General features: G+C 45.5%; 12 protein-coding genes. 10 read left to right on the top strand and 2 right to left on the bottom strand.

The features are described from left to right. Nucleotide 1 precedes the first annotated feature (1 nt). The 4 genes from HLM86_RS00220 to recD all read left to right on the top strand — a co-directional run bounded on the left by HLM86_RS00220 (nt 2) and on the right by recD (nt 10,380). Entirely contained in the window at nt 2-970 is a 969-nt protein-coding gene (locus HLM86_RS00220) for a TDT family transporter (RefSeq protein WP_170882212.1), read from the top strand. Nucleotides 971-1,064: 94 nt separating this feature from the next. Beyond that, nucleotides 1,065-4,529: an exodeoxyribonuclease V subunit gamma gene (gene recC / locus HLM86_RS00225; protein WP_076585826.1), complete on the top strand. Its 3,465-nt coding sequence runs from the start codon at nt 1,065-1,067 to the stop codon at nt 4,527-4,529. Between the two features lie 125 nt (nt 4,530-4,654). Continuing rightward, nucleotides 4,655-8,275: an exodeoxyribonuclease V subunit beta gene (recB, locus tag HLM86_RS00230; protein ID WP_170882211.1), complete on the top strand. Its 3,621-nt coding sequence runs from the start codon at nt 4,655-4,657 to the stop codon at nt 8,273-8,275. Nucleotides 8,276-8,277: 2 nt separating this feature from the next. Continuing rightward, nucleotides 8,278-10,380, top strand: a complete 2,103-nt coding sequence (recD, locus tag HLM86_RS00235; RefSeq protein WP_170882244.1) for an exodeoxyribonuclease V subunit alpha — start codon at nt 8,278-8,280, stop codon at nt 10,378-10,380. Nucleotides 10,381-10,435: 55 nt separating this feature from the next. Here recD and HLM86_RS00240 read toward each other — a convergent pair whose 3' ends face one another. Both HLM86_RS00240 and argA read right to left on the bottom strand, forming a co-directional pair. Beyond that, nucleotides 10,436-10,615 carry an SPRY domain-containing protein gene (locus HLM86_RS00240; RefSeq protein ID WP_076585822.1) on the bottom strand — a complete coding sequence of 60 codons (180 nt, stop codon included), beginning with the start codon at nt 10,613-10,615 and terminating at the stop codon, nt 10,436-10,438. A gap of 202 nt (nt 10,616-10,817) precedes the next feature. Beyond that, a complete protein-coding gene (gene argA, locus HLM86_RS00245; protein WP_170882210.1) occupies nt 10,818-12,155 on the bottom strand; it encodes an amino-acid N-acetyltransferase in 1,338 nt (445 codons plus the stop codon). A 249-nt stretch (nt 12,156-12,404) separates the two neighbouring features. Between argA and HLM86_RS00250 the strand changes: the two genes are divergently transcribed. The 6 genes from HLM86_RS00250 to rodZ all read left to right on the top strand — a co-directional run bounded on the left by HLM86_RS00250 (nt 12,405) and on the right by rodZ (nt 18,028). Then, the gene (locus HLM86_RS00250) at nt 12,405-12,791 is read left to right on the top strand and encodes a DUF2850 domain-containing protein (RefSeq protein ID WP_076585817.1); all 387 of its coding nucleotides are present in this window, start codon (nt 12,405-12,407) and stop codon (nt 12,789-12,791) included. A 69-nt stretch (nt 12,792-12,860) separates the two neighbouring features. Then, nucleotides 12,861-13,961, top strand: coding sequence for a murein transglycosylase A (gene mltA, locus HLM86_RS00255; RefSeq protein WP_076585815.1), 1,101 nt, complete (start codon nt 12,861-12,863; stop codon nt 13,959-13,961). Between the two features lie 106 nt (nt 13,962-14,067). Next, complete coding sequence (gene tcdA, locus HLM86_RS00260; protein ID WP_076585813.1) at nt 14,068-14,880, top strand: tRNA cyclic N6-threonylcarbamoyladenosine(37) synthase TcdA; 813 nt, start codon at nt 14,068-14,070, stop codon at nt 14,878-14,880. Between the two features lie 33 nt (nt 14,881-14,913). Further along, a complete protein-coding gene (csdE, locus tag HLM86_RS00265) occupies nt 14,914-15,351 on the top strand; it encodes a cysteine desulfurase sulfur acceptor subunit CsdE (protein ID WP_170882209.1) in 438 nt (145 codons plus the stop codon). Between the two features lie 208 nt (nt 15,352-15,559). Continuing rightward, a complete protein-coding gene (gene rlmN, locus HLM86_RS00270) occupies nt 15,560-16,684 on the top strand; it encodes a dual-specificity RNA methyltransferase RlmN (RefSeq protein WP_076585809.1) in 1,125 nt (374 codons plus the stop codon). Nucleotides 16,685-17,002: 318 nt separating this feature from the next. Continuing rightward, nucleotides 17,003-18,028 carry a cytoskeleton protein RodZ gene (rodZ, locus tag HLM86_RS00275; protein ID WP_170882208.1) on the top strand — a complete coding sequence of 342 codons (1,026 nt, stop codon included), beginning with the start codon at nt 17,003-17,005 and terminating at the stop codon, nt 18,026-18,028. Nucleotide 18,029: the final 1 nt, after the last annotated feature.

Raw genomic sequence — 18,029 nt, forward strand, 5'->3', positions numbered from 1 at the left:
GATGATTAAGGCAACAAAAACAAAAGTGATGGGCGCGCCGACACCCATGGCGGGGTTAGCACTAGGAATTGCTAGCTTGGGTTGGTGTTGGGAAAATTTCGTGCCCATGCAAGGCTATGGTCAGGTAGCGGGAGCGATGATTGCTGGTGTGCTTCTGATGGTATTGGCGGTGAAGTTTTTATGTCATCGTCACCTGCTCAAGCAAGATCTAGCCCACCCTGTCGTGGGCAGTGTGGTGCCGACCTTTGCCATGGCGACCATGGTTGTATCCAAAGCCCTAGGTGAACTCTCTCCCATCGCAGGTGATAGCCTATGGTTGGCGGCAGTGGTTTTGCACATTGTTTTTCTTGTCAGTTTTATTTACCACCGAGCTCAGGCTTTTGAGTTGCATCATATGGTACCAAGTTGGTTTGTTCCGCCCGTCGGAATAATTGTGGCAGACGTGTCTTTCTCAGGTAATCCTTATTTGAGTCTGATCGCAAACGGAGTTCTTATTTTCGGTATGTTGGCTTACGCCGTGATGTTACCCGTGATGATCTATCGATTTATCTTTACCCATCAAATCCCAGATGCGGCCAAACCGACATTGGCAATTATGGCTGCGCCTGCAAGCCTGTCATTGGCCGGATATTTAACGGTGTCCACACAACCTTCACCTGTTATCATTAGCCTTTTATTTGGTGTTGGTCTACTGATGACCGCCATCATTTATTTAGCATTTTTTAGGTTATTGAGGCTCCCGTTTAGTCCGGGTTATGCTGCCTTTACATTTCCTATGGCGATTGGAGCGACGGCCTTATTCAAGCTTGCGGACTGGATGGATAACCTTGGTATAAATGCGTATTACGTTAACCAAATTGAGGGTTTGGCCAGTTTTGAACTGATCGTTGCAACACTGGTTATTGGGTATGTAGCATGGCGTTATTTCATTTTTTATCAGCCTCATAAGGTGATAATGCGTAATGGATAGCCTTTTGATGAGCTTAGCCCCTGATAATACTCAGTGAAGTGCTCTACTTATGCTAATCTCACGTCAGTTATGGCAACAATAGTGTGGGGATATTTTGTTTACTGTCTACCATTCCAATCAAGTGGACGTGCTTAAGTCTTTGCTCGTTGAATTGATCCGGTTACATCCGTTGGAAAACCCGTTTGAACAGGAACAAATACTGGTTCAAAGTCCCGGTATGTCTCAATGGCTAAAAATGGAATTAGCCAAAGAGTTTGGTGTGGCAGCAAATTTGGAATTTCCTCTCCCAGCGACGTTTATCTGGAATATGTTTACCCAAGTATTGGCGGAGGTACCGCAGCGCAGTGCCTTTAACAAGGAAGCCATGACTTGGAAATTTATGTTCATCTTACCGGGGTTGCTCGGTCAGACAGAATTTGAGCCATTGAAACGGTATTTGGTGGACGATGAAGACCAAAGCAAATTGTATCAATTGGCGGAAAAAATCGCCGATATCTTTGATGGTTACTTAGTCTATCGGCCAGAATGGATTGCCCAATGGGAAGCGGGCTTAGAAGTCAAAGAACTTGAGGGCGATCATCCGTGGCAACCCATTTTGTGGCGAGAATTGTATAAACATACCGTCGCCTTGGGTCAATCGCCCTATCACAGAGCCAACCTTTATCAACACTTTATTGAAACGCTCGAAAGTCACTCAACTCAATGTGAACAATTCCCCAAGCGTTTGTTTGTGTTTGGTATTACCTCTTTGCCCCCGCGTTACATGGACGCGTTAAAAGCGATAGGCGAACATATTGATGTGCATTTGATGTTTACTAACCCCTGTCGTTATTACTGGGGTGATGTCCGCGACCGAAAATTTCTTGCACGACTGGCCGCCAAACACCGCCAACGCTTAATTTGGAAAAAGGACCATTCTGAGTCAGTTGGCGACTCTCATCAACTTAAAGGTAACCTTGAGCAGAATACCAATGATGAGACGCACACAGAATTTGTGGGGAACAGTTTACTGGCCTCGATGGGAAAATTGGGTCGAGACAATATGTTGCTCTTGTCTCAATTAGAATCTCATGAGATAGAGGCTTTTGTTGACATCAATCGAACCTCGTTGTTGAAACATTTGCAAGCCGACATCCTCAATCTTGAGCAGCATCAAAAGGATACGGTGCTGGATCACAGTCATCATAAGCCAACCATTTCAACAGATGACAGCTCATTGACCTTACATGCTTGCCACAGCCCAATGCGTGAAGTGGAAGTGCTACACGATCAATTGTTGGCGATGTTTGAACAAGAACCCAGTTTGAAGCCACGAGATATTATTGTGATGGTGGCCGATATTAACGCCTACAGCCCCGCGATTCAGGCGGTGTTTGGTAATGCACCAGGTGAACGATTTATTCCGTATTCGATTTCTGATCGCACCGCTGATCTAGAGAGTCCTATTCTCCATGCCTTTATGCAAATTCTTGGTTTGCCTAAGACTCGTTGTCTTGCATCAGAGCTATTGGAATTACTGGAGATCCCCGCCATCTTATCGCGTTTTGAGTTAGATGAGGACGAATTCATTTTGGCGAAACAATGGGTCGAGGAATCGGGTATTCGTTGGGGACTCAATACGAACACAGGTCACGAATTTGATTTGCCTAAGACAGCTCAAAATACTTGGCAATTTGGTATTCAAAGAATGTTGCTTGGTTATGCGATGCCAGATGCCATCGGACCTCTTCAAACGGAAGACGGTTTGTTGTCGCCATACAATGAAGTTCAAGGCATGGGCGCTGAGTTGGCCGGTAAACTGGCTCACTTTATCGACACCGTTAGCCATTACCGCGATCAGTTTTCACGTTCTCAATCGATTGATCATTGGCGTGAGGCGCTGACGTTATCACTGGATGATTTCTTTAAGGTTGATTTAGAAGGTGAAGCGGCACTGAAGTCAATTAGGGAGACATTGTCGACGCTGAAGCAACAATTGAATGACGCAGATTACACACAGGAATTAACGCCGACTATCGTTTATCAGTATTTTGATACCAAGTTATCGGGCACTCGAGTCAGCCAGCGCTTTCTTGCAGGACAAGTGAACTTTTGTACCTTGATGCCAATGCGCTCTATTCCGTTTCGAAGTGTTTGTCTGCTAGGCATGAATGAAGGTGTCTATCCAAGATCAATGCCCCCAGAAAGTTTTGATTTGATGAATACTCGAACCAAGCCAGGTGATCGTTCGCGTCGTGACGACGACCGTTACCTGTTTCTTGAGGCGTTATTGTCGGCGCAGCATACCTTATATATTAGTTATGTCGGACGTTCAATCTTGGACAATACAACACGGGTGCCGTCGGTATTGGTATCGGAACTGATGGAGTATTGTCAGCAGAATTATTGTTTACAGGGTGATCAAGATAATCCGGTTGATGATTCGGGGCGACGGTTGCTAGCGAGTATTCGCTTTCACCACGCCATGGTTCCCTTTAGTCCAAGTTCTTTTGGCGAACGCCATACAAGTTATGCCAAAGAGTGGTTGCCAGCTGCAAACCGACAAGGTCAATTGAGTGGGCAGTTTAACCGACCACTAACGGACTTTCTGAACGAGGCAACGTTTCCACTTGATCTTGACTTAATCGAACTGCAACGATTCTGGCGTCTTCCCGTCGAGTATTTCTTTAATCGTCGCCTAAAAGTGCGTTTTGAGCCACCATTGTCGGTGATGCAGGACAATGAACCTTTTGTTTTAAATGGTCTGGAAAGTTATCAAATGAGGGACCAGCTACTGGAAACCTTACTTGAACATAAGTTAAACGGGGGAAAGGGTTCGCAGGTGGCCATTGAAAGGTTTATCTCGGATTTAAGGGCGCAAGGAAAATTGCCTGTAGGCGCGATGGGAGAGATTGAGTTTGAAATAAATCGAGTGCAAACCGAAGAGTTGGTTGAGCAGTTATCGTTGTTATGTGGCAACGCTGAAGATGATGTTGAAATCAAACTGACCTTTGATGTATTAGGTCAAGGGAGACCAGTGCAACTGACTGGTTGGTTAACTCACAATTACCATTCTGGATTGGTGCGTTTTCGCAGTGGAAAAGTCCGTTCACAGGACTATCTCTCTGCTTGGATTGATCACCTCTCTATCGCGGCAATGGGGTATGTGAAACCCACCCATGTTGTTGGTTATGACCGTAAACAAGGCGTCGTGCATTTGAGCTTCCCTGCGATGAATGACGCTAAGTTGGCGCATTCTTCACTCTCTGAGTTGGTTGGTTTTTTTTATCATGGGATGACCTCACCTTTACCTTACTTCCCTAACACTGCCTTAGCGTGTGTTGAAGCGGGGTTCAGCCGAGGGGGATGGGTTGATGATGAACAAAAATCGTTCAAAAAAATGGCCGATACCTTTAATGATGGCTACGTCTTTAAAGGAGAAGGGGCAAACTCTTATATCTCGCGTATCTGGCCAGTATGGACAGAATCACTTGCCACTGATGTCAGAGCCTTGTCCGTACTGGTAATGCAGCCCCCGAGATTGTTAATACGGGATGCGGTTGAGAAAAAGAGCGATTAGAGATCCGATGTGTCTGACGGCAAGAGAGCAGAGTGCTTATATGGGGCCAACATGAATAAGAGATATCGTTACAATGACAGGATCACTGAACGGTCCGAACGACAGGCATCAGAGGCGACAAGTTTATGACATCCGTTTCTACGGTGACATTGCTTAATACTATGACGTTCCCACTCCATGGGGCGCGTTTGATAGAGGCATCGGCTGGGACAGGAAAAACGTTTACTATCGCGGGTCTGTACCTAAGGTTATTACTCGGCCATGGAGATGATGGCAGCCAGCACCGACAACCTTTGACGGTAGACCAAATTTTGGTAGTGACCTTTACGGAAGCGGCGACCGCGGAATTAAGAGATCGAATTCGGGCACGTATTCATGATGCGCGCTTAGCCTTTAATCGTCAGAAAAGCGATGATCCTGTTATTGCGCCTTTGCTTGAACAAATCTCTGATCACCAACAGGCGTCAGCGATTTTATTGCAGGCCGAGCGGCAAATGGATGAAGCGGCCGTCTATACAATTCACGGCTTTTGCCAACGGATGCTGACCCAAAATGCGTTTGAATCAGGTAGTCGTTTTAATAATGAATTTATCACGGATGAAAGCCACCTTAAAGCTCAGATAGTAGAGGATTATTGGAGACGGAACTTTTACCCGCTGTCTGTTGAACTGGCGGGAGAAGTACGTCGGATCTGGAGCTCACCGACCGCTTTATTCAATGAGATAAGCGCTTATTTGTCCGGCCCGCCTTTAGAATTAACGGTGGCTGCAATGCACGGAGAGTTAAGGGATCTGCACGCGAAAAATCTCACATTAATAGATGCCTTAAAAGCGACGTGGCGGGAAGGACAAACGGAGTATTTTGACCTGATTAGTGACTCTGATATTAATAAGCGTAGTTACACGAAAAAGTCTTTACCTGAGTGGTTAGGAGCCGTCACTGCGTGGGCCGAAACAGAGACGACTGAATACGACTATCCGGATAAACTGGAAAAATTTGCTCAAAATGTGTTGGTCGATAAAACACCAAAAGGACAGCCTCCCCTGCACCCGACGTTTACAGCGATAGAAGACTTTATTACCCAACCTATTAGTTTGAAGGCTCCGTTGTTGGCGCACGCGATTGATCAGTGCCGACAAATGCTAGAAAAAGAAAAATATCAAAAACAGTGGTTGTCGTTTGATGATTTGCTGACACAGCTTGGTACTGCGATAGACAAGGATGACAATGGTCAACTGACGGCTCGGATACGCAACCTGTATCCAGTGGCGATGATCGATGAATTTCAGGATACAGATCCTACCCAGTACCGAATTTTTAGTCGTATCTATTTACCTGATACTGATTGTGGGCTGTTTATGATAGGGGATCCTAAACAGGCGATTTATGGCTTTCGAGGGGCCGATATTTTTACCTATATTAAGGCTCGAAATCAGGTCTCATCGCATTTCACGCTAGGAACTAACTGGCGTTCAAGTGCCGATATGGTGGCGGCTGTGAATCAGATTTTTACCGCGACAACACGTCCGTTTATTTACGAGAAAGATATTCCATTTGTGCCCGTTAATCCTAGTCCCAACGCAGAGCAATATTTTTGGACACTCGCAGGTAAAAGGCAACCTGCTCTGACTTACTGGTTACAAGATACAGAAGAAAAACCCCTTGCCAAAGGGGATTATCTTCAGGCAATGGCGCAGGCCTGTGCCGATCAAATCCATAATGTGTTGTCACTCGCGCAAAACAAGGAAGCTTTTTTTCATAAAAAGGATCAGGCCAAGCCGGTTCTAGCGGGTGACATTGCGGTGCTGGTTCGGACAGGCAGTGAAGGTCGAATGATCAAACAGGCCTTAGCAGCACAAGGCATAGCCAGCGTGTATTTGTCGAATCGGGATAGCGTCTTTATTTCCTCTGTTGCTCAGGACTTGCAACGGTTGTTACAGGCAGTACTGATACCTGAAAATGATCGAGCCTTGCGGGCCAGTTTGGCCTCTGAGTTATTTGCACTGGATACCCTTACACTCGACAAACTTAACAACGATGAGAATGATTGGGAAAACGTCATTGCTGAATTCAAGGAATATCGATGTTTATGGTCAACCCGCGGCGTATTACCCATGTTACGCAGTGTCATGAGTAAGCGCCATATTGCCGAACGTTTGTTGGAGGAAGACAATGGGGAACGAACGCTCACCGACTTGATGCATCTTGGAGAATTACTTCAACAAGCCAGTCAAGAACTGGACAGTGACCATGGTTTGTTACGTTGGTTGTCCCAGAGGATCAGTGATGCGGATAGCGGATTGGGTGCCAGCGATGAACAAATTCAACGCCTTGAATCGGAAAGAAATCTCGTTCAGATTGTGACAATACATAAGTCTAAAGGTCTTGAGTATGATCTGGTTTTTCTACCGTTTGTGTTCAGTTATCGTCAGGCCAATGAAGCCAAATATTACGACAGCGAGCGTGAGCAAACCATCCTCGATATTACCGCTCAAAAGAACGCTCTGATACAGGCTGATAAAGAGCGTTTAGCGGAAGATTTACGTTTGATTTACGTGGCGCTTACCCGCTCAGTGTTTGGTTGTTTTGTGGGGATTGCTCCTATTAGAGATGGTCGTTCAACTAAGGAGCCTACAGGCGTTCACCATAGCGCGTTTGGGTATCTGCTTCAGGACGGCCAACCAGGCAGTATCGCCGCGCTCTCTCTGGCGGTGGAAAAACAGGCTCAGGCGATGGCTTGTGTTTCACTAACAGGGTTACCCGAACCCTGTGCTAAGGTTTTTACCCCTGAGACGGAAGAACCTCAAGTGCTTAAAGCAAAGGTTCTTACTCGTGAAATTGACAGAAATTGGCGTTTGACCAGTTATTCTGGGCTAGTCAAACAGGGGGGGAGTCACTCTGCTGATATTGTATCCAGCGATATCCTCTCGATGGATATGGATTCGTCGAACGAGCAACAAGAGCCCGTTTTACCCGTCTCAGAGAAAAGCATTTTTACTTTTCCTAAAGGCCCTCGGGCCGGCACCTTTCTCCACACACTGTTCGAAGAATTGGACTTTACCCAACTTGCGACTAGTGAGGGAAATGTTGATATTATTGTTCGTTTAATGGAAGCGGAGTCGTTAGATCCCCAATGGTTGCCTGTTTTACAACAGCTCATTGATACGGTGTTGGCAACGCCTTTGGATGATAAGGCGTTAAAGCTCAACCAAATTCAATCGTCGCAACGTTTGGTCGAAATGGAATTTCTTTTACCGATTAAAGTGTTATCGGCTCCTTCACTCAATCGAGTTATTCAGAGGCATGACATCTTATCGGCGCAAGCGGGGGATTTAGGTTTTCTGCCTGTTCAGGGCATGTTAAAAGGCTTCATTGATCTCGTATTTGAGCATCAGGGCAAATACTATATCCTTGATTGGAAATCTAACTATTTAGGGGATTCGGTCAACGACTATCATAGTGATGCCCTGAAAGCGGCGATGGCTGAACATCGTTATGATCTTCAGTACCAGATCTATGCGCTGGCTCTGCATCGCTTTTTAGGGAGTCGTTTGCCTGACTATGACTATCCGCGCCACTTTGGAGGCGTATATTATTTGTTCTTGCGTGGCATGGATGGAGGAAGCAAACATGGCATTTTTTACTCGTGCCCTAGTCAAGAATTGCTGCAAGATATGGATAACCTAATCGATGGGAATCCGATTGAACCGAAACAGAGTCATTCGGGTCAAATGGAGTTACTTTAGTGATAAAATCTCTTTTCTCTTTTTTAGACGGATTGACCGAACAAGGGGCATTGAGGCAAATTGATAATCAGTTTGCCCGCTTTATCTACTCGCAAAGTCATGATGAAGATGTTGCGTTTATTGCCGCTATTCTCAGTAGTGAATTGGGTAAAGGTCATATATGCCTCCCCCTATTTGATCACTCTGGTCGAGCAACCGATCTGGCGGCAAGGATCGGTCTATTTGGTGAAGCAGCCACTGAACTTAATCTCCAGCTGCATCCAATTCAGTGGGTAAATCGCTTATCGCAGTCATCGGTGGTGGCCGAGCAGGGCCAAGCAAAGCCACTGATTCTTGACAATGGGAGACTGTATCTTCATCGTTACTGGCACTATGAGGTAACCCTAGCTCAGCGTTTGACTCGCCTTGGTGCACCGATAAGTTTAAAGCCGAGTGATAGCCAGCAGTTGACCCAATTATTGGACCATTTATTTGCCAGAAATTATGGTTATCTTTTTTCGGCGCTGAACTTAGCTCAATCCGAGGAAAGATCAACGCCAGTCCTGCGACAGCAACTGGTATGTGATCATCTCGATATTGTGAGCAGCGAGCGTCTCGATTGGTCATCGATAGACCAAAAACTGATGCAAACAACAAGAGTCGAACACTTGTATGAGTTGGACCGATTGGTGCCGTTATCCGTCTGTCTTAATTGGCAGAAAGTGGCCGCCGCCGTTGCGCTTACTCGTCGATTTGCTGTGATCTCGGGAGGTCCGGGAACCGGAAAAACCACGACAGTGACCAAGTTGCTTGCGGCATTGATTGCTCAGGCTACACAGAGTGGGAAGGTACCCGTGATCAAACTGGTCGCTCCAACAGGTAAAGCGGCCGCTCGGCTAACCGAGTCGATAGGCAAAGCGATTTCTGAACTGGCCGTCTCTCCGGAACAAAAAGTCAATATCCCGACCGATGCGAGCACACTTCATCGCTTGCTTGGCGCCTTGCCTAATAGTGTGGAGTTCCGTCATAACTCCGCCAATCCTTTGCATTTAGACATACTGGTCGTTGATGAGGCTTCTATGGTCGATCTTCCGATGATGTATAAGTTGGTGGATGCACTGCCTAAACAGGCAAGGTTGATATTGTTAGGAGACAAAGACCAGCTCGCCTCGGTTGAAGCGGGTGCTGTGTTGGGGGATATTTGTTCATTTAGCCATCTTGGGTACAGTTCGGCTCAGGCAGCTCAATTAATTCAGCTGACTGGCTATCAAACCTTTACACAACAATTAAATACGGGCCCAACACTTGCCGATAGTTTATGTATGTTGCAAAAAAGCTATCGTTTTGATGCCCGCTCTGGCATTGGGCAACTTGCCAAAGCCGTTAATTCAGGTTTGATCGATCAAGTGGATTGGGTGTGGCAAAAAGATTTTGCTGATATCGCGACATTTCCTGTCGACGGCCAGCATTATAATGCGATGATTCAGCTTCTCGTGGGTGAATATTGCCACTACCTCAAGCGCCTCACTGAGTTGAAGGTAGACTTAAAGACTCAGGAACCAGAACCGATTCAACACAGAGCGAAAGCGGCACTTGATCTGTTTGCCCGTTGCCGATTACTTTGTGCGCTTAGGGAGGGCGATTTTGGCTTAACAGAGCTCAATGTGCGCATTGAACGGGCCTTGAGTAAGCGTAAACTTATTCAGCTAAAGGAAGAGACTTGGTATCATGGTCGACCCGTTATGGTTGTACGCAATGACTATGCACTTGGACTGTACAATGGTGACATCGGATTATGCATAAGGGATGATTCTGTTGGTGAAAACAGGCTACGGGTATTTTTTGAGTTGCCTGACGGCTCGGTCAAATCCTTTTTGCCCAGTCGAGTTCCCGAACATGAAACCGCCTACGCGATGACCATTCACAAAGCTCAGGGAAGCGAGTTTGAGCATACCTTGATGATCTTACCACCTGACTTTACACCACTGTTGACGCGTGAATTAATCTACACGGGGATCACCCGAGCGAAACGACGTTTAAGCCTTTACACGAATAGAGAAGTGATGGTCCGAGGGGTAAGAAGCACGACCGCTAGAGCCAGTGGCCTCGTTCAACGGTTAGGGTAACGCAGATGTTAGGGGTGGGCAGCGTTCAACAACCATCCTTGGTTATTGACAGCGATTACTGAATGGCTTGGCTGAAAGAAATACTTCGGATGCGGTATTTCTCCTGATAGTTGAGTATAAATGCCTTTAACCCGTTATTGACAGGGAAAACGCAATGTACATCTAGCCCTTCAAGCAGTTCGTTATCTGCCATATCCCAGAAACTCTGTATCGAGTTGCAGATGATGGTTTTCATTGGTTATTTGCTCTAAGTAATGTTGTGATATACCTCAAGCAATCCATGCGACTTAATCAGAAAGCGCTCTGATCAAGCTGAAGACGAGTCCAATTAAGAGCGAATTTTAACCAGTTGAGCGCGCAAAATAAAGTGAAAAAATAGCAAGACCATACTTTTGTTGCCAATATCCCATATCGATAGGGTTGGTAGAGTTAAAATTCTAAAGTTCAATCGCCAGTACCTTTGATTTTCTTTGGTAATTATACAGGTTTTGTTTTTTTGACGGTAAGAAGTCGACGTCCATTTCATTAAAACCTTGTTCTCGGAACCAATGCAGGCTCCGCGTGGTTAAAACAAAAATATGTTTTATCCCTTGGGCTTTGGACTGAAGTTTTATGTGGTTGAGGAGCAAGACACCTCGGTTTCCATCTCTATATTCTGGGCGTATTGCCACGCAAGCCATCTCGGCCATTCTTTCGCTTGAGTAGGGGTAAAGGGCTGCGCAGCCAATGATAAGGCCGTCTTTCTCTATGATGGTGAATTGATGTATTTCTTGCTCGAGTTGCTCTCTTGAGCGCCTGACCAATACGCGTTGTTCTTCTAGAGGTCGAATTAAATCAAAAATTCCACCGATATCATCGATACCGGCCTGCCTGACTTGTTCGGCGCTGGCTTTCACGATTTGTGTCCCGATACCATCCAGAGAAAAAAGTTCCTGAAGTAAGGCTCCATCAACTTTGTAGCTCACCAGATGGCTGCGTGGTACGCCAGCCCGACACGCCGCGGTTGCCGCTCGCAAAAATCGTAGTGTGCCAGAAGAATGTTCAGGTGTTACCGAGTTGTGCTGTTGTAATTTTTCGATAAATTGGTCGGCTTCACGTGGAAAGAGTTCGGCGACGGCATTGCCATGTTCATCGATGACCCCTTGCTCTGAACAGAAACCAATCAGCTTGTCAGCACCTAACTTAATGGCCACTTGAGTTGCGAGTTCTTCAGAGAGTAAATTGAACGATTCTCCCGTGACAGAGCTCGCTATTGGGCCTAACAAAACGATCGACCCTTGTTCTAACATACGGTCAATACCGGCAACATCAATGCGCCTTATTTTCCCACTGTGGCAATAATCTACGCCCTCGTCGATCCCGAGTGGCTGGGCAATGACAAAGTTCCCACTCACCACATTCAACTGCTTACCGGCCATCGGTGTGTTGCCCAAGCTCATTGATAATTGCGCAGTGATGGCCAGTTGCAGTTGTCCCGCAGCTTGCATGACCATATCAAGCGCGACTTCATCGGTGATACGAATACCCTTGTGATAAGGCGTCTCGTGCAGGTTCAGCTGAAGCTGACGATTAATTTGCGGGCGTGCGCCGTGAACAAGAACGACTTTCACCCCTAGACTGTGAAGCAGTGCCAAATCACTGATGATATGAGAAAAATTATTGTCAGCCAGTGCTTCGCCACCCAGCATCATCACCATGGTTTTCCCTCTATGAGCGTTGACATAGGGAGCCGATTGACGAAATCCTTTGACTAATTCAGTATTACGTAACTTCACATTACACCCAAATTTGAATTTATATCTAAAAATAATGCAATTTTATTCCAATGTGAGCAAGTGTTTTTTTTTGAACAATTATCAAATAATCGAATTCTAGAGTAGATAGATGCGTTAATGCATGTTAATGATATTCTTAGTATCTAGGCTAATTACTAGTAAAGTTAGATATTTAAGTTAATAATTATAATAGTAGTCACTAGGCTTGGTTACTGAATTGTCAACTACAACATAGGCATATCTCTATTCATGAAGAATAAAATCATAGAGCGTGGTTTGCTCATGCTCGCTGTCACTCTTGTTATTGCGTTGCTTGTTGTGAGCAAAGTTTTGTATGACATTTATCAAGATGGACAGCACCCCAATTCTATGGTTTATGGCACTTGGGTCGAGCAAAACGTTGCGCCATACTCGGCTGACAGGTTTGTACTTGGTGAGAAAGGCGTGATCATTGATAGTGGTATTGTGGATACCCAATTTACATTCAATGGTGATCATGTCGAGTTCAACGTGGGTGATGAAAAACGTCGTTACAAGCTCCTCAATCAACAATTTACCGAAATGAGGATGATCTCCTCCCTAGAATACCAACCTGTCTATCGATTGTTAGAAAAGTACAAAAATAACCTTCGTTAACGTCTATCTGATTGCGCTTATCGTTCGAGTTTGTCATCCTCTATTTAAGGCTCGAAAGGAATAAAATCAGTGTTCAAAAAATATCTCCCTATTATGCTCGCAAGCACATTATTTGGGTGCGCACAACCTCAGGAGCGCGCTCAGCAATATCTTGATGGCGAATTTAACTCTGTACTCAATAAAACCAATCGTTTGGTCTCTGACAAACCTCGGGATTTCACCGAGTTTCATAAACAAGCTCAACAGGTGGTTGAAAATTCGCCCTCTATGGCCAATATTTATCAGCCGTTGTACGAGCGCCTTAATGAATGGGTTATTGAAAGTGGTGATCCTGCCCAACTGAACGACTTTGGCGTTCAGACCGCACAACTTGGAGGCGGTGATAAGAAAGGTAACGTTTTGTTCACTGGTTATTTTTCGCCAGTGATGGAATTACGCCATGAGTCAGACGATGTGTTTAAGTATCCCGTCTACGCAAAACCGGAGTGTGATTCTGATTGCCCGACACGCGCCCAAATCTATGATGGGGCGCTTAATGGATTGGGACTTGAACTCGGCTACGCAAAAAATAGGATTGATCCTTTTCTAATGGAGGTACAGGGAAGTGGTTTTGTCCACTTTGAGGACGATACTCTTGAATATTTTGCTTATGGTGGCAAAAACAACAAGGCCTACATTAGTATTGGCAAAGTTCTGATAGAACAAAATCAAGTACCGCGAGAAAAAATGTCCATGAAAGCCATTAAGCAGTGGGTCACGTCGAATGACGAGGCGACGGTTCGTCAATTGCTTGAGCAAAACCCCTCTTTTGTCTTCTTTGAACCGCGAGCGGATGCGCCAGTGACCGGAACCGCGGGTATTCCTTTACTTCCAATGGCATCAGTTGCTGGCGATCGCTCCATTTTCCCCATGGGGACCCCTATTTTAGCGGAGGTACCCTTGCTGAACGCCGATGGCACTTGGAGTGGATCACATCAATTGCGGTTGCTGATTGTTCTTGATACCGGAGGGGCGGTGAAACAAAACCACCTCGATCTTTACCATGGTATGGGAGCAAGAGCTGGAATTGAGGCGGGTCATTACAAGCACTTTGGACGGGTCTGGAAATTGGGTCTAGAGAACTCACTGACTAAAGCGCCTTGGGCATTGCCACCAGAAAAGTTACAATAGTTTTTACCGCCCATTTTGAGGGGCTCTAAACTAGACTTTTCAATAAAGAGTGCGTATAAATCGCACTCTTTATTTTTGTACCACCATTAGGCAGAAGAACAGTACCATGCGTGACCTCGATACACCGGCTTCAGATAATTACGATCAACGTTTTGGCGGAACCCGACGTTTGTACGGAAAAAACGAAGTGGAAATCCTTCGCGCAGCACATGTTTGTGTGATCGGAGTGGGTGGCGTTGGTTCTTGGGCGATCGAGGCTTTAGCTCGGACAGGAGTCGGTGAACTGACTTTGATCGATATGGACGATGTCTGTGTCTCTAACATCAATCGCCAGATTCACGCTATGACAGGTACAATAGGGCAAAGCAAAATTGAAGTGATGGCTGAGCGCGTTAAGTTGATCAATCCAGAATGCCGAATTAATCTGATTGACGACTTTATTACACCAGAGAATCAACAAGACTATTTAAGCAAGTCCTATGATTATGTGCTGGATGCGATTGATAGCGTCAAAGCGAAAGCCTCATTACTTGCCTTTTGCCGAAGTAATAAAATTAAAGTGATTACGACAGGTGGTGCGGGTGGTCAGGTTGATCCAACGCAAATCAAAGTGGCGGATTTGACAAAAACGATCCAAGACCCGCTGGCAAAAAAAATCAAAGATACACTACGTCGGCATCATAACTTTCCAACTAATCCCGCTCGCAAGTTTGGCATTGACTGTGTGTTTTCCACTGAGCAACTCAAATACCCTCAGCCTGATGGGAGTGTTTGTGGTGTTAAAGGAACCTCAGAAGGGCCGAAGCGAATGGATTGTGCGAGCGGTTTTGGGGCAGCCACCGTGGTGACAGCATCATTTGGTTTTGTAGCGGTTGCTCGTATTGTCGAAAAACTGATTCAAAAGCACAGAAAATCCTAACCACAGATAAGCGATAAACGTTGCGGAGTAGCCATGATCGTATTACCTAGTTGCCCATTTGGCGATGACATTACTGCCGAAGATATTGTTCAAACAATGCAAGAATTGAAAGGCTGGGAAGACCGTTATCGTCAAGTGATACAATGGGGGAAAACGTTGCCAGTGATGCCGCAAGGCTTAAAATCACAGCAGGTTACGGTGTCCGGTTGTGAAAGCTTGGTGTGGCTTGTGAGCCAAAAAACGGATCAGCGTTGGTATTTTTGCGCAGATTCTGATGCTCGGATTGTACGTGGGCTGATCGCGATAGTGATGGCCGCATACAACGGAAAAACGACTTGCGAAATTGAGGCGTTTGAGATTGATGATTACTTTAGCAAGCTTGGTTTAATCGCGCATCTTAGCCCATCACGTGGTAATGGATTATGGTCAATAGTTACTCATATTAAACACTTATCTCAGCCGACAAAATAAGATGGACAGTCTTCGCTGAAGCAAAACAGATCCATGATGCTTTCACTCTTTTACCACCTTAAGTTGGTATTGTTTTGTCGGCTGTTAAAATTTAACCATCCAGTTATTAATGCGTTATAGAATACAGGGTGTTAGAACGCTTGTTGTCACTGAATAAAGGCTGTACAATTCGCGCCCTTAATTGATGTTACGTCGCTTGTGAGGCTACATGACCACTGCAAAAATCAATCTACTGGACTTTGATCGCAAAGGTATGCGTAAGTTTTTCGCCGAAGAGTTGGGCGAAAAAGCGTTTCGTGCTGATCAGGTGATGAAGTGGATCTACCATTTCGGTGTCGATAACGTCGAAAACATGACCAACATTAACAAAAAGCTTCGTGAGAAATTACTCAGTCGTTGTGAGATAAAGGCACCTTATGTCGCCGATGCTCAGCATTCATCTGATGGCACAATTAAATGGGCGATGAAGGTCGGTGATCAAGATGTAGAAACCGTCTATATACCCGAAGATGATCGTGCGACTCTCTGTGTTTCATCACAAGTCGGCTGCGCACTCGAATGTAAATTTTGTTCGACAGCTCAGCAAGGTTTTAACCGTAACCTAAAAGTCTCGGAAATCATCGGTCAAGTCTGGCGAGCGGCACGAGAAGTCGGCCTAGAGAAAGAAACAGGTCGTCGCCCAATCACCAATGTCGTTATGATGGGGATGGGTGAACCACTATTGAATATGAAAAACTTGATCCCAGCTCTCGAAATTATGCTCGATGATCTCGGCTTTGGTTTATCTAAACGCCGTGTGACCGTATCAACCTCAGGCGTAGTGTCAGGTCTTGATCAAATGACAGGGCAGATTGACGTCGCGCTGGCGATCTCTTTGCATGCCCCTAATGACCAACTTCGTAGTGAAATCATGCCGATTAACGACCGATGGGATATTCAGGACTTTCTGGCTTCGGTTCGTCGTTATATTGCTTCTTCGAACGCCAATCGGGGGAAAGTGACCGTTGAGTATGTATTGCTTGACCATGTTAACGACGATATGGATCATGCTCGTCAACTGGCTCAGTTAATGAAAGACACACCTTGTAAGATTAACTTGATTCCATTTAACCCTTATCCTGGCTCGCCATATAAGAAACCAAGCAATTCTCGTATTGATCGGTTTCAGAAAACATTGATGCAGTATGATCTTACTGTTACTGTGCGTAAAACTCGTGGTGATGATATTGATGCGGCATGTGGTCAGTTGGTCGGAGAGGTGATCGATCGAACAAAACGCACAGCTGCGATTCGAGCGGCGAAGGGTGAAACAATAGACGTTAAGGCCGTCTAGAGACCATTTTTATTAGAAAGCCAGAGATAAACTCTGGCTTTTTTGTAAGTATAAATTACTCAATTTAAGAAAAATGCTGAAAAACCTTGAACTGCTTGTAATTTATGAGCCTTTCGTATGTTGTTTCATCTCTGATATCTATTAGAATTAAACATTAGTGCTTTAGAGTTTTAAACTCTGCAATTTTAGTGGAGCGCTTTTAGGCAAATTGGTGAGGGCTTATCCTCAAAATACAGAACTCTGAACGAAATCAGCACAACCAATGAATAACAACAAACGTGCTATTGCTCAGCCCCCAGAAAGAGACGTTAATGAATTATGAGTGTTGAACTAGAAATACCTCAGGTGCAGGAAGAAAATAAAGTCGAAGCTGGTACGATTTTAATGCAAAAACGCAAAGAGCTTGGCCTAAGTCAGCAGCAGATTGCTGACAGATTGCGCCTACGTCGTTCCATTATTGAAAATATTGAATCGAACCAGTTTGAAAGTGAACAGGTTGCCACCTTTACTCGAGGATATTTAAGATCTTATGCCCGAGTGGTTGGCATTGATGAATCGGTGGTGTTATGTGCACTAGATGATTGTGGAGAGGCACAACATCAAGAGCATGAAATGCAGAGCTTTTCTCACAAAACTAACAAGCAGAAGCATGATAGCCGCCTGATGAGCTTGACCTGGGGCATTGGCGCGATTGTAGTCGGTATTTCCGTCTTCTTGTGGTGGCAAAATCAAGAAAAGAGCGTACTGGAACTCACTACGTTAACGCTGCAAGAAGAACAGGTTGAACAAGAATTGGCCGACAATCAAGCCTTAGATTTTTCAGCGCTCGAGCCGAACACGAATCATGACGCTGTTGATCCCGACACATTGATAGAACAACCCCTTGAAGAAGTGACGTCCACGGTCATGCCATCACAACCTCAATCGGCGGAGAAAGCGATCAGTGATGCTGCTACGATGACTGAGCCTCAAGCCCCCCAGGCAGCCTCGATACCAGTGAGTGCAACACCGACGGTTGAGGCTGTTGCACAGCCAGAGCAACCACCGCGCAATGTTTCCGAAGTGACAACCAATGAGTCTGTTGAAACCTCGGCTGCCGAGGTTGTGGCCAGTTTGCTTGAAATGACGTTTAGCGATGATTGCTGGGTTCAGGTTAAAGATGCGACGGGAAAAACACTCGCGACAGGAATAAAAAAAGCAGGACAAGATCTAAAACTGAGTGGTGAAGCGCCCTATAACGTGATTCTAGGTGCTCCGGAAAGTGTTTCGATCATATTATCAAGTGAACCTGTCGACCTTTCTGGGTATACTTCAGGCAAAGTCGCAAGATTCACCTTACCTTAGA

Origin of the sequence: Vibrio ostreicida, assembly GCF_013074385.2 — a bacterium.
GTDB classification, from domain to species: domain Bacteria; phylum Pseudomonadota; class Gammaproteobacteria; order Enterobacterales; family Vibrionaceae; genus Vibrio; species Vibrio ostreicida.

What these genes read in the sequence shown, in the direction of transcription:
- HLM86_RS00220 (WP_170882212.1), top strand. Translation starts at nt 2, where the DNA reads ATGATTAAGGCAACAAAAACAAAAGTGATGGGCGCGCCGACACCCATG.
- csdE (WP_170882209.1), top strand. Translation starts at nt 14,914, where the DNA reads ATGATCGTATTACCTAGTTGCCCATTTGGCGATGACATTACTGCCGAA.
- tcdA (WP_076585813.1), top strand. Translation starts at nt 14,068, where the DNA reads ATGCGTGACCTCGATACACCGGCTTCAGATAATTACGATCAACGTTTT.
- rodZ (WP_170882208.1), top strand. Translation starts at nt 17,003, where the DNA reads ATGAGTGTTGAACTAGAAATACCTCAGGTGCAGGAAGAAAATAAAGTC.
- HLM86_RS00240 (WP_076585822.1), bottom strand. Translation starts at nt 10,615, where the DNA reads ATGAAAACCATCATCTGCAACTCGATACAGAGTTTCTGGGATATGGCA.
- HLM86_RS00250 (WP_076585817.1), top strand. Translation starts at nt 12,405, where the DNA reads ATGAAGAATAAAATCATAGAGCGTGGTTTGCTCATGCTCGCTGTCACT.
- recB (WP_170882211.1), top strand. Translation starts at nt 4,655, where the DNA reads ATGACATCCGTTTCTACGGTGACATTGCTTAATACTATGACGTTCCCA.
- rlmN (WP_076585809.1), top strand. Translation starts at nt 15,560, where the DNA reads ATGACCACTGCAAAAATCAATCTACTGGACTTTGATCGCAAAGGTATG.